The organism is Streptomyces sp. NPDC056128, assembly GCF_042263835.1.
Classification (GTDB): Bacteria; Actinomycetota; Actinomycetes; order Streptomycetales; family Streptomycetaceae; genus Streptomyces.
The window spans coordinates 258406-270573 of the sequence record NZ_JBHJVQ010000006.1 but is presented as its reverse complement, the minus strand read 5'-3'; the positions used below and the strand labels follow the sequence as shown (position 1 = coordinate 270573).

Annotated in this window: 12 protein-coding genes; 6 read left to right on the top strand and 6 right to left on the bottom strand. The window is 71.8% G+C overall.

Annotated elements, in window-relative coordinates:
* The first annotated feature begins 4 nt into the window (after nucleotides 1-4).
* The 5 genes from ACFC1X_RS15970 to ACFC1X_RS15950 are packed head-to-tail and all read left to right on the top strand — an operon-like array spanning nucleotide 5 to nucleotide 5363.
* Nucleotides 5-1294 (top strand): hypothetical protein, encoded by a 1290-nt coding sequence (locus tag ACFC1X_RS15970; protein WP_376353809.1) that lies wholly within the window; start codon nucleotides 5-7, stop codon nucleotides 1292-1294.
* Entirely contained in the window at nucleotides 1291-2238 is a 948-nt protein-coding gene (locus tag ACFC1X_RS15965; protein ID WP_376353640.1) for a glycosyltransferase family 2 protein, read from the top strand. Before ACFC1X_RS15970 ends, ACFC1X_RS15965 begins: the two co-directional genes overlap by 4 nt.
* Nucleotides 2235-3473, top strand: coding sequence for a polysaccharide pyruvyl transferase family protein (locus ACFC1X_RS15960; RefSeq protein WP_376353638.1), 1239 nt, complete (start codon nucleotides 2235-2237; stop codon nucleotides 3471-3473). Before ACFC1X_RS15965 ends, ACFC1X_RS15960 begins: the two co-directional genes overlap by 4 nt.
* The gene (rfbC, locus tag ACFC1X_RS15955) at nucleotides 3470-4021 is read left to right on the top strand and encodes a dTDP-4-dehydrorhamnose 3,5-epimerase (protein WP_376353636.1); all 552 of its coding nucleotides are present in this window, start codon (nucleotides 3470-3472) and stop codon (nucleotides 4019-4021) included. Before ACFC1X_RS15960 ends, rfbC begins: the two co-directional genes overlap by 4 nt.
* 7 nt (nucleotides 4022-4028) lie before the next feature.
* A complete protein-coding gene (locus tag ACFC1X_RS15950; protein WP_376353633.1) occupies nucleotides 4029-5363 on the top strand; it encodes a glutamate-1-semialdehyde 2,1-aminomutase in 1335 nt (444 codons plus the stop codon).
* A 7-nt stretch (nucleotides 5364-5370) separates the two neighbouring features.
* Here ACFC1X_RS15950 and ACFC1X_RS15945 read toward each other — a convergent pair whose 3' ends face one another.
* From ACFC1X_RS15945 to ACFC1X_RS15935, 3 genes are all read right to left on the bottom strand, one after another.
* Complete coding sequence (locus tag ACFC1X_RS15945) at nucleotides 5371-6027, bottom strand: phosphatase PAP2 family protein (RefSeq protein WP_376353630.1); 657 nt, start codon at nucleotides 6025-6027, stop codon at nucleotides 5371-5373.
* A 141-nt stretch (nucleotides 6028-6168) separates the two neighbouring features.
* Nucleotides 6169-7305 carry a PQQ-dependent sugar dehydrogenase gene (locus tag ACFC1X_RS15940; protein ID WP_376353806.1) on the bottom strand — a complete coding sequence of 379 codons (1137 nt, stop codon included), beginning with the start codon at nucleotides 7303-7305 and terminating at the stop codon, nucleotides 6169-6171.
* Nucleotides 7306-7503: 198 nt separating this feature from the next.
* Nucleotides 7504-8361 carry an aldo/keto reductase gene (locus ACFC1X_RS15935; RefSeq protein ID WP_376353627.1) on the bottom strand — a complete coding sequence of 286 codons (858 nt, stop codon included), beginning with the start codon at nucleotides 8359-8361 and terminating at the stop codon, nucleotides 7504-7506.
* Between the two features lie 149 nt (nucleotides 8362-8510).
* On the opposite strand from ACFC1X_RS15935, the gene ACFC1X_RS15930 reads away from it, so the two are divergent.
* On the top strand, nucleotides 8511-9086 hold the full coding sequence (locus ACFC1X_RS15930) for a snapalysin family zinc-dependent metalloprotease (protein ID WP_376353624.1): 576 nt from the start codon (nucleotides 8511-8513) through the stop codon (nucleotides 9084-9086).
* A gap of 54 nt (nucleotides 9087-9140) precedes the next feature.
* On the opposite strand, the gene ACFC1X_RS15925 is transcribed toward ACFC1X_RS15930, so the two are convergent.
* From ACFC1X_RS15925 to ACFC1X_RS15915, 3 genes are read right to left on the bottom strand one after another with little or no spacing between them, the layout of a single operon-like run.
* Nucleotides 9141-10151: an ABC transporter substrate-binding protein gene (locus tag ACFC1X_RS15925; RefSeq protein ID WP_376353621.1), complete on the bottom strand. Its 1011-nt coding sequence runs from the start codon at nucleotides 10149-10151 to the stop codon at nucleotides 9141-9143.
* Between the two features lie 15 nt (nucleotides 10152-10166).
* On the bottom strand, nucleotides 10167-10940 hold the full coding sequence (locus tag ACFC1X_RS15920; RefSeq protein ID WP_376353619.1) for an ABC transporter ATP-binding protein: 774 nt from the start codon (nucleotides 10938-10940) through the stop codon (nucleotides 10167-10169).
* Nucleotide 10941: 1 nt separating this feature from the next.
* Nucleotides 10942-11961 (bottom strand): FecCD family ABC transporter permease, encoded by a 1020-nt coding sequence (locus ACFC1X_RS15915; RefSeq protein ID WP_376353803.1) that lies wholly within the window; start codon nucleotides 11959-11961, stop codon nucleotides 10942-10944.
* Nucleotides 11962-12168 lie beyond the last annotated feature (207 nt).

The following is a 12168-nucleotide window of genomic DNA, read 5'->3' as shown; positions in this document are numbered from 1 at the left end:
GCCGATGACCGTCGAGGGGGAGAAGACGACGACACCGGCGGGGCCCGCCCGGCGGGGCGTCGTCGGCAGGCTGTCCTGGGGGCTGGCCGACCAGGCGGCCTCCAGCCTGTCCAACTTCGTGGTGGGCGTTTACGTGGCACGCTCGCTGGGGCTGACCGCGTTCGGCGTGTTCAGCCTGGCCTGGGTGACCTACGGCGTGGTCCTCAACGTGTCCCGCGGGCTGGCCACCGACCCGCTCGTGGTGCGCTTCAGCGGTGTGCCGGAATCGTCCTGGCGAGGGGCGGTGGCCCGGTCGTCGGGTACTGCGGTCCTGGTCGGCGCCGGTATCGGCACGGTGTGCCTGGTCACCGGGCTGAGCATCGGAGGCCGGGTGGGAGCCGCGTTCGCCGGCCTCGGCCTCATGCTGCCGGGGCTGCTGCTGCAGGACGCCTGGCGGTACTCGTTCTTCGCCGCCGGCCAGGGGCGCAAGGCGTTCGTGAACGACGTCGTCTGGGGTGTCGCGCTCGTCCCCGCCATGGTGGTGGCGGCCCGTGTGGGCAGCGTGACCGCTTTCGTGGTCGCGTGGGGCACGTCCGCCGCGGTGGCCGCCGTGTACGGCTGCTTCCAGTCCGGCATCCGGCCGAGGCTGACCGGGGCACGCGACTGGCTGCGCGACCACCGCGACCTCGGCTACCGGTACCTGGTCGAGAACGTCGGCGTCAGCGGCTCGAGCCAGCTGCGGGCGTACGGGCTCGGCGTGATCGTCGGGGTCGGCGCGGTGGGTGTGATCCGGGGCGCCGAACTGCTGCTCGGCCCCTTCCTCGCCGTACTGATGGGGCTGTCGCTGGTCACCGTGGCGGAGGCGGCCCGAGTCCTGCGGGAGGCCCCGCGGCGGCTGGGCAGGTTCTGCCTCCTCCTGGGCGGCGGGCAGGCCGTCGGCGCCCTGCTCTGGGGCGCGGCGCTGCTGCTGGTCCCGGACCGGCTCGGCGAGCTGGTACTCGGTGACGTCTGGTCAGCCGCCTCGGCGCTCATCGTGCCGGTGACGCTCGGTGTCGCGGGCGCCGGCCTCGGCACCGGCGCGGCGGCCGGGCTGCGCGCGCTCGCCGCGGCCCGGCGCAGCCTGCGCTGCCAGCTGTTCGCCTCCGCCTGCTACGTCGGCGGAGGGCTCGGTGGCGCGTTCGCGGCCGGCACGGTCGGTTCCGCCTGGGGCGTCGCCACCACCGCCGCCTGCGGCTCCGCCGTCTGGTGGCTGCAACTGCGGGCCGCCCTGCGCGAGCGCCACCACCATCCCATCCGTGAAGTGAGGACGCCATGACCGCCCAACCCCGGCTGAGCATCGGCCTGCCCGTGTACAACGGCGAGGAGTACCTCGCCGAGGCGTTCGACGCCCTGCTCGGCCAGACCTACGAGGACTTCGAGCTGGTCGTCTCCGACAACGCCTCGACCGACGGGACCCGGGACATCTGCCGCCGGTACGCCGCGCGGGACTCACGCATCCGGTACCTCAGGCTGCCCAGGAACATCGGCGCCGCGCCCAACCACAATCACGTGTTCACCGAGTGCCGGGGCGAGCTGTTCAAGTGGGCCTCGCACGACGACCTGTACGCCCGGGACCTGCTACGGCGCTGCGTACAGGCGCTGGACGAGCGGCCGGACGTGATCCTCGCGCACAGCGGCCAGGCGGTCATCGACGGCGACGGCGAGGTGAAGGTCCCCTACGAGTACGGGCTCGCGACCGACTCGCCGCACGCGCCGGAGCGCTTCCGCAGTCTGCTGTTCGAGCCCGGCGGCGACGACTTCTACGGGGTGATGCGGGCCGACGTGCTGCGCCGGGTGAAACCGCACGACAGCTACCACCACGCGGACCGCACGTTCGTCGCCGAGATCACCCTGCACGGGCCCTTCCACCAGGTGCCGGAGCTGCTGTACTTCCGCCGCGACCACCCCACCCGCGCCGAGCGGGCGAACCCGGGCAAGCGCTCCCGGTGCGTCAACCTGGACCCGCGCCGGGCGGGCCCGCTGCACCCGACGCCCCGGCTGCTCGCCGAGTACGTCTGGGGCTTCGTCGCGGCGATCCGGCGGGCGCCGTTGTCGGCCGCCGACCGGCGCGCGTGCTACCGCCACCTCGCCGCGTGGATGACCAGCCGGGTCCGGCCCGGTGCCGGTGAGCGGGTCGAGGACCGCGCCCCGATCGACCCGGACCGGCTCACCGTCTCCGTCGACGCGCTCGTCGCCGGCCGCGAGGGGAGGCAGGCATGACCGCCCCACACGAAACGCCGGTGCGCGTCGGGGTGTTCGGGCTGCTCGGCTCCGGCAACGTCGGCAACGACGGATCGCTCGAGGCCGTGCTCGGGTACCTCCGCGCCGAGCACCCGGAGGCCGTCGTGGACGCGCTGTGCGGCGGACCCGAGGACGTCGAGACCCGGTACGGGATCCCGGCGACGCGGCTGAACTGGTACAGCGGCGAGTACCGGACCGCGTCGCGGGCGGGCGCGATCGCGGCCAAGGGGCTCGGCAAACTCGTCGACGCCGTCCGCACCGCCGTCTGGGTGCGCCGGCACGACGTGGTGATCGTGCCGGGCACGGGCGTCCTGGAGGCCACGCTGCCGCTGCGGCCGTGGGGCTTCCCGTACTCGCTGTTCCTGCTCTGCGCGACCGGGCGGCTGCTCCGCACCCGGGTCGCGCTGGTCAGTGTCGGCGCCGCCACGATCGCCCGGCGGCCTACACGGGTCCTGACGCGCTGGTCGGCGCGGCTGGCCACGTACCGGTCGTTCCGGGACGACATGTCCCGTGACGCGATGCGGGCGATGGGCGTGGACACCGCGCGCGACGAGGTCTACGAAGACCTCGCGTTCGCCCTGCCGACACCGGCGACGAGCGCGCCCTCGGCTCCGCCGGGCACCGTCTGCGTCGGCGTCATGGCCTTCTACGGCGGCAACGACGACCGCGCCAGGGCCGACGAGATCCACCGGCGCTACCTCGACGGGACGACCCGGTTCGTCCGCGCGCTCGTCGCGGAGGGCAGACCGGTCCGGCTGCTCACCGGCGACGAGCTCGACCGGCCGGTGGCCGACGTGATCCGCGACGCGGTGGACTCGCCGCTGGTCACCGTCGCCGAGACGGCCTCGCTCGCCGACCTGATGAAGGAGACGGCGGCCGCAGACACAGTGGTGGCGACCCGGTACCACAACCTGGTCTGCGCGCTGAAGGTCGGCACGCCGACGCTCGCGCTCAGCTACTCGGCCAAGAGCGACGCCCTGATGGCTCGCATGGGGCTGGCCCCGTTCTGCCACCCGGCCCGCGAGGTCGACGCGGAGCAGCTGCTGGAGCAGTTCCGGGAGTTGGAGAAGCGCTCGGGGGAGCTGCGGCTGACCCTCGCCGAGCGGAAAGAGGGCGCCGTGCGTCGGTTGGAGCGGCAGTTCAGCGTCCTGACCGCGACCGTGTTCCCCTCGACCGGCAACGCCAACGCCCGCGTCCGACAGGAGACTTCATGAAGGCGACCGCGGTCCCGGAGATCGCCGGCGCGTACCTCTTCGAGCCGGTGCCGTACGCCGACGAGCGCGGGTTCTTCTGCCGCACCTTCGACGCCGACGTGATCCGTTCGGTGGGCCTCGACCCGGACGCCTTCGTCCAGGACAGCGTGTCCCGCTCGGTCCGGGGCGTGCTGCGCGGGCTGCACCTGCGCTCGGGTGCCGGAGAGGCGAAGCTGGTGCGGTGCTCGTACGGGCGGATCTTCGACGTCGTGGTCGACCTGCGACCCGGCTCCCCGACCTACCGCAACGTGGCCACCTTCGAACTGTCCGGCGAGACGCAAGTGACCCTGTACATCCCGGCGGGGTGCGCGCACGGCTTCCAGGCCTTGACCGAGACCGCCGACACCTCCTACCGGATCGACCGCCCCCACGATCCGGCCGAGGACGTCACGATCGCCTTCGACGACCCCGAACTCGCCGTCCCCTGGCCGCTGCCGCCCATGTCGATGTCCCGGCGGGACCGGGAGGCGCCGAGCCTCGCCGAGGTCCTGAAGCAGAGAGAGGGCTGAAGTACGCGTGGACACCCAAGAGTCCGGAGGCTTCCTCCTGCCCCGGTCGCGGCAGGCCAACGAGCGGCTCCACGCCATGATTCCCGGGGGCGCGCACACCTACGCCAAGGGCGACGACCAGTACCCCGACGACCTGGCCCCCGTCATCAGCCACGGCCGCGGTGCCCATGTGTGGGACGTCGACGGCAACCGCTACGTCGAATACGGCTCCGGCCTGCGGTCGGTAAGCCTCGGGCATGCCCACCCGCGCGTGGTCGAGGCGGTGCGGCGCGAACTCGACCGCGGCAGCAACTTCGTCCGGCCGTCCGTCGTGGAGGTCGAGGCCGCGGAACGCTTCCTTGCCACCGTGCCGACCGCGGAGATGGTGAAGTTCGCGAAGAACGGTTCCGACGTCACCACCGCCGCGGTACGTCTCGCCCGCGCCGCCACCGGGCGCGCACGGGTCGCCATCTGCGGCGACCACCCCTTCTACTCCGTCGACGACTGGTTCATCGGCACCACGCCCATGTCCGCGGGTGTTCCGGCGGCGACCACCGACCTCACCGTGGCGTTCCCGTACGGCGACCTGGCCGCCACCGAGGAACTGCTCACCCGGTACCAGGACGAGGTCGCCTGCCTGATCCTGGAACCGGCCACCCACACCGAGCCGCCGCCCGGGTATCTCGCCGGTCTGCGCGAGCTGGCCGACCAGCACGGCTGCGTGCTGGTCTTCGATGAGATGATCACCGGCTTCCGCTGGTCCGAGGCCGGCGCCCAGGGCCTGTACGGGGTCGTCCCCGACCTCTCCACCTTCGGCAAGGCGCTGGGCAACGGATGCGCCGTCTCCGCGCTGGCCGGGCGCCGGGATCTGATGGAGTGGGGCGGGCTGCGTCACTCCGGCGACCGGGTGTTCCTGCTGTCCACCACGCACGGGGCCGAAACGCACTCGCTGGCCGCCGCGATGGCCGTGCAGACCACCTACGCCGAGGAGGGCGTCACCGCGCGGCTGCACGCGCTCGGCGAGCGGCTCTCCGCCGGTGTCCGCGACGCCGCGGCCGGCATGGGCGTGGCCGACCACGTCGTCGTCCGGGGGCGGGCCAGCAACCTGGTCTTCGCCACCCTCGACGAGAACCGTCGGCCGTCGCAGCAGTACCGCACGCTGTTCCTTCGCCGGCTCCTCGCGGGCGGCGTGCTGGCCCCGTCGTTCGTGGTGAGCGACGCGCTCAGTGACGCCGACATCGATCACACCGTCGACGTGGTGGCGCAGGCGTGTGCGGTGTACCGGAAGGCGCTGGACGCGGGTGACCCCACGCCGTGGATGGGGGGACGACCGGTGAAGCCGGTGTTCCGCCGTTCGGTGTGACGTGGCGTCAGCGGCGCTCCGGCTGAGGGGCGTCGGACATCCGACCGGCCAGCCTGTCTCCCGTCCGGTCGACCATCCACGCGGCAGCCGGTGTCACCGCCAGCGCGGTGCACCAGCCGCCGAGTGCGTCCGTCGGGTAGTGCGCGCCCAGGGCGACCTGCGCCCAGCCCATCGCGGCGCCGGCCGCCGTCGCCGTGGCGAGCACGAGCGACGGGCCGGCCGCGCCGCCGAGCCGGAGCCGGCCGGTCACGAGCAGCGCCACCGCGAGTGCGAACGCGGTGAGGAACGCGGTGTGCCCGCTCGGGTAGGACAGATGACCGTCGTGGATGGTGCGTCCCACCAGGGGCTTGAGAAGCTTCGTCGCCACCACGGTCAGGCCGGGACCCGCCACGACGAGCACCGCCGCACGAGGCCACCGAAGCACCAGGGCACCCGCCGCCGCGGCCACCACCAGCATCGCCGCTCCCCCGGGCTCCCCCAGGAAGTCCGTGGCCAGGGCGAAATGCCGCCACGACGACCCCGCACCCTCCACCGCCGCCGCGACGCGCACGTCCACCACGCCGGGCCCGCCGGCACCGGCGTAGAGGACCCCGAGCGCCACGACCACCAGTGCGGCGAGGGCCGCGATCGCCCCCAACCACGGGCGCGACCCCGTCGGAAGCACCGCGCGCTCCCGCGCACCGGTCACGGACGCGCCCACTCAGCGTGGGCGTCGGACGACGCGGTCGGGCCGCACGGTGAGGGTCACTCTTCTACCCTACCCTCGCGAAATGCGGCCCTCCCGGGGCTCCGTCATTCCCGCGCGTCACGCCGGGTCGACGCGCCAGACCGTGCCGCCGATGGCCAGGGCGTACAGCTCGCCGTCGGTGTCCTGGGCGAAGGAGACGACCTCTCCGCCGTTCACGCCGAGGTCGTGTTCGGCGGTCACCTTGCCGTTCTCGATCTCCAGGGAGCGCAGGGTGCCGTCGCAGTAGTCGCTGTAGACGTACTGGCCCGCGAGGTCCGCGATGGCCTGGCCGCGGTAGACGTAGCCGCCGGTGACCGAGCAGCCGAGGCCGTTGCGGTCGTACTCGTGGATCGGCGGGACGTGGTTCGCGGGCTCGGTGCCGCCGCGGAAGGGGTGGGTGCCCTCCATCTGCGCCCAGCCGTAGTTCTCGCCGCCCTTGCTGTCCGCGGGCGCCCAGTCGATCTCCTCCCATGCGCTCTGGCCGACGTCGGCGATGAGCAGGTCGCCGGAGCCCGCGTCGAAGGAGAACCGCCACGGGTTGCGCAGCCCGTACGACCAGATCTCGCTCTTGGCGTTCGGGTCGCCGACGAAGGGGTTGTCCTGCGGGACGGCGTACGGGGTGCCGCCCTGCGGGTCGATCCGGAGCAGCTTGCCGAGCAGGGTGTCGAGCTTCTGCCCGTTGCCGTCGGGGTCGCCGCCGCCTCCGCCGTCACCGAACGCGATGTAGAGGTAGCCGTCGGGACCGAACTTGATGTCGCCGCCGTTGTGGTTCGACTCGGGCTGCTCCTGTGTGAGGACGGTGCGCCGGGTGTCCTCCTGGATGGTCCCGTCCTGGACGGCGAACTCGTCGATGGTGCTGGTGCCCTGGAGGTCGGTGTAGGAGATGTAGAAGTGCGTGAAGTCGGGGTCGAACGTCACGCCGAGCAGGCCGCGTTCGCCGTCGGTGGTGGTCTCGTCGGAGATGTCGAGGACGGGTTCGCCGAGTCCGGCGTCGTTCAGGACGCGGACCGTGCCGGCGCGTTCGGCGATCCAGACCGTGTCGCCGGGTCCCGCGGCACCGGCGGTCGGGTTCTTGGCCTGGGCCACCTCCGTCAGCGCGACCTGCGCCGCGCCCGCGTCGGTGGCGGGCTCGTCGGCGTACGCCGTGGCCAGAGCCAGGGATCCGACGAGACCGAGCGTGCCGATGATTGCCGACAATCTGGTGCGAACTTTCACCATGGCCTCCCGGAGGCGGTGAGTGGGGGAGTTCACCCGGCTGCTCGGGTCGCGGTCGTGGGGCGTCGTCCGAGCCGGCTCGCAACTCGGGTGGGGGGAAGGTCGTGCCGCCGGCCACCGCCGACCATACGAGGCCGGAGCGCTCAGGCCTAGACCAATGCACGCCACTTCTGTCACTCGGCTTCCAAACCGGCGGCGCTACTGGGTCGTTCCCGGGCTCCGAGCGTCTCCGAGGCGGTCGAGGCGATCGCGGTGGGCCTGGGACAGGTCGAGGTTCTCGGCGGCGAGGTTCTCCTCCAAGTGGTCGATCCGGGCGGTGCCCGGGATCGGGAGGACGACCGGCGAGTGGCCGAGGAGCCAGGCCAGGGCAAGCTGCGTGGGGGTGGCGTCGGCTTCGGCCGCCACGGCGGCGACCTCGGCCCGCTGTCCCGACTCCCCCCAGGCGACAGGACGCCAGGGCAGGAACGCGATCCCCGCCGCTTCGCACGCCGCGAGCACCGGCTCGTGCTCCCGGTCGAGCAGGTTGTAGCGGTTCTGCACGCTCGCGATGTCGACGATTCGCCGTGCCTGGTCGAGTTCGCCCACGGTGACCTCGGACAGTCCGATCCGGCCGATCTTCCCCTCGTCCCGCAGCTCCCGGAGCGTGCCGGCCTGGTCGGCGAGCGGGGTCTCGGGGTCGATCCGGTGAAGCTGGAGCAGCTCGATCCGCTCGACGCGCAGTCGGCGCAGAGCCTGCTCGGCCTGGTCGCGCAGCACCGCCGGCCGCCCGTCGAGCCTCCACTCGCCCTCGGGGCCCGATCGGGCGACGCCGACCTTGGTGGTGATCAGCAGCTCGTCGGGATAGGGGTGGAGGGCCTCGGCCAGGAGTTCCTCGTTGGCTCCGCCGCCGTACATGTACGCGGTGTCGATCAGCGTGACGCCCAGCTCGACGGCCCGCCGGGCGACCGCGAGAGAGGTCTTGCGGGCCGGGTCCGGGTCCGTCGGCAAGTGCATGGCCCCGAATCCGAGCCGCCGTACGCGCAGATCCCCGCCGATCAGAAACTCCGTCGAAGTCACGTGCTGTCTACTCCCCCTCACTCAAGGCGCCACGCTATCAGCGCAGTTGTTCGACATCGGACGGAATAGCGGATTGACCGCCGGGTCGAGCGGGCAGGGACGCAGGTGATGTCATGAGCACGACTCCTACCCCCACAAGGAGGTCGAACATGCACGTCCGTACGCTGACCGGCGGTATCGCCGCAGCCCTGCTGATGTCCATGCCCCTGCTGAGCGGCCAGGCCGTGGCCGCCGACTCCCCGAACGGCACCGCGCGGTCCCTGGCCGCGGCCACGGTGCTCACCTACGACGCGAGCGGTTCCGCGGAGTTCCGGTCGGCCGTCGACCGGGGCGCGGCGATATGGAACGAGAGTGTCGAGGGCGTGGAGATGCGCCCGGCCGCGTCCGGGCAGCGGGCCAACATCCGCATCCTGGCCGACAACGGCTGGCCGCGTGCCTACACCACCTCACTGGGCAACGGCACGGTCTACATCGGACGCCAGGCGGTGAACCAGGGCTACAACACGGTACGCATCTCGTCCCACGAACTCGGCCACATCCTGGGGCTGCCGGACCGCAAACCCGGGCCCTGCTCCAGCTTGATGTCGGGCTCCACGGCGGGCGTCGCCTGCACGAACCCGTACCCGAACGCGGCGGAGAAGTCCGAGGTCGAGGGCAACTTCGGCAACGCGGCCGCCTCGCCGTCACAGGCTCCGGCACGGATGCCCGTGCTGGTGCGCGACTGACCGAGGCGCGACTGTCCATACGGCACCTCGCCGGTGCCGTATGGCATCGCCCGATCAGCCGGCGAGTTGGCGCAGGTACGCGCCGAACTTCTCCAGACCGTCGATGTTGCGGGGTCCGCTGATGCCCTCGTTGTAGTCGAGGACGAAGAAGTTGTTCTTCTTCACGGCGGGGAGTCCCTTGGTGTGGGGAGACTTCTTCAGGAAGTCGATCTTCTTCTTCGCGGGCAGGTCGCCGTAGTCGAGGATGACGACGACCTCCGGCTCCGACTCGGCGACCGACTCCCAGTTGACCTGGGTCCAGCGCTCGTCGAGTCCGTCGAAGACGTTCTTGCCGCCCGCCGACTTGATGATGTCGTTGGGCGGGACCTGATTGCCCGCGGTGAACGGCTGGTCGGTTCCGGAGTCGTAGAGGAAGACGGGAACCGGGTCACCCGCCGGAGCCTTGGCCTCGACGGCCTCGACGCGCTCCTTGAGCCCGTCGACCACCGTCCTGGCCTTCTCCTCGACCCGGAAGATCCTGCCCAGCCGTTCGAGGTCGGTGTAGAGGGCTTCGAAGGGGGTGACCTTCTCGGGATACCCGGGATAGTTGAAGCAGCTCTCGGTGTGCATGAAGCTCTGGATGCCGAGCTTGTCCAGGATGGCCGGCGTGATGCCCCGCTCGTCCTTGAATCCGGAGTTCCAGCCCGCGACGACGAAGTCGGACTTGGCCTCGACGACGACCTCCTTGTTGAGGAGGTCGTCGCTGAGCATCTTCACCTTGGCGTACTCGGACGCGTACGGGGACTCGCTCACCGGTGGGTTGGCCGGCGGCATCACGTAGCCGTGCACGTGATCGGTCAGGCCGAGGGCGAACAGCTTGTCGGCGCTGCCGGCTTCGTAGGCGACGGCCCGCTCGGGGACCTTGTACCGCACCGGCTCACCACAGCGCTTGACGGTGACCTCGGCGGACGTCTTGGCGTCCGGTTCGACCTCGGCGCCGCAGCCGCTGAGCACCAGCGCCGCCACCAGGGCGGATCCGAGAGCCGCATGCTGTCGTGCCGGGACGGGGAGGGGAGTTCTACGCATGTCGTGAGGCGCCTTTCACCGGGATGAGCCGAGCGAGTAGAGGAGTTGGGGACCGCCCGTGAGCGGGTGCGGGACGACGGTGGCCGTGACGCCGAAGACGTCGCCGACCAGTTCGGTCGTGAGGACATCCGCGGGCGTGCCCGAGGCGACGAGGCGGCCCCGCGCCAGCACGCCGAGACGGTCGCAGGCCGCCGCGGCCAGGTTGAGGTCGTGCAGGACGACGAGAACGGTGAGGCCGGACCCGCGCAGCAGCGAGAGCAGCTCGACCTGGTGGCGGACGTCGAGGTGGTTGGTCGGTTCGTCCAGGATCAGGATGCTCGGCTCCTGGACGAGGGCGCGGGCCAGCAGGACGCGCTGGCGCTCGCCGCCCGACAGGGTCAGGACTCCCCGGTGTGCGAGGTGCCCGATGTCGAGCTGGCGCATCGCGCGCTCGCACAGTTCGCGCTCCCGGCCGCTGAGGGCCTGGTTCCCCTGGAGATGGGGCGCGCGACCGAGTGCGACGACCTCCTCGACCGTGAAGTCGAAGTCGACGGCGCCGTCCTGGGTCATCGCCGCGATGGTTCGCGCGCTGTGGCGCAGCGGCAGCCGTGTCAGGTCCCGCTCGCCCACCCAGATGGTTCCGGAGCTGGGACGCAGGGCTCGGTACACGCACCGCAGCGCGGTGGACTTGCCACTGCCGTTCGGGCCGACCAGACCCACGACCTGCCCGTCCGGCACGTCCAGGGACAGGCCGCGCACGAGGCTCTTGCCGTCGGTCACGACGGAGAGTCCGTCGAGCCTCAGATCCATGTCAACGCCCCCCGAACGTATAGCCCTTGCGGCGCATCAGGCCGATGAAGACGGGCACGCCCACGAGTGCGGTGATGACGCCGAGCGGCAGCTCTCGGGGGGCGACCACGGTCCGGGCCGCCAGGTCGACCCACACCATGAAGATCGCTCCGGCCAGTGGTGCCACGGCGAGGACGCGGGCGTGGGTGGCGCCGACGAGCATGCGCACCACGTGCGGCATGACGAGTCCGATGAAGGCGATGGCACCGCTGACGGCGACCATGACGCCGGTGACGAGGGAGACGAGTACGAGCAGCCCCTTGCGGTGCCGGTCGGGGCCGACGCCCAGGCTCGCGGCGGTCTCGTCGCCGAGGGCGAGGACGTCCATCACCCGCCCGTACCGGTGGAGGACCAGGATCCCGGTCGTGACCACCACCGCCACGACGGGCAGCGAGCCCCAGGTCGCGGCGCCGAAGCTGCCCATGGTCCAGTACAGGACCATGCTGGTCGCCTCACTGTCCGGCGCGAAGTAGACGATCAGGCTCATCACGGCCTGGAATCCGAGCGACATGGCCACGCCGGTCAGGACGAGTCGCAGCGGGGAGATCGCGCCCCGGCTTGCGGACGCGGCGTACACCAGCAGCGAGGCGGCGAGCGCGCCGACGAAGGCTCCGGCGGAGACGGCGTAGATGCCGAGGGCCGCGAGCCCGCCCGTGACCGTGACGGCGACGGCGCCGACGGAGGCGCCCGACGAGACGCCGAGGACGAAGGGGTCGGCCAACGCGTTGCGCACCATGGCCTGGATCGCCACGCCGACCGCGCTGAGCCCGGCCCCGACCAGGGCCGCCAGCAGGACGCGTGGGGTGCGGATCTGCCAGATGATCTGGTACGTCGTCACCTCGTCCTGGCCGATGCGCCCGCCGCTGAGCGCCGCCCACAGGTGACGGGCGGTCTCCCCCGGGGTGATGACCGCGGGTCCCAGGCCGATGGCCACGACGACCGAAGCGAGCAGGAAGGCGGTCAACGCGCCGCAGGCGAGCAGCAGTCCCGTGCGGGAGGCGAGTCGGCCGCCGCCTCCCGCGGCGGGTGCGGCCGATGCCTCCTCGGCCGCGGTGAACGCGTCGGCGCGCGCCGTCGGTATGGATGTCGAGGGCGGAGGCACGTGGCCTACCTACGCTTTCTTTCGATAATGGGAACCATGTTCATGTGGGGAATCTAGCACGCCCCGCTCGGCGTGATCACGCGGTTC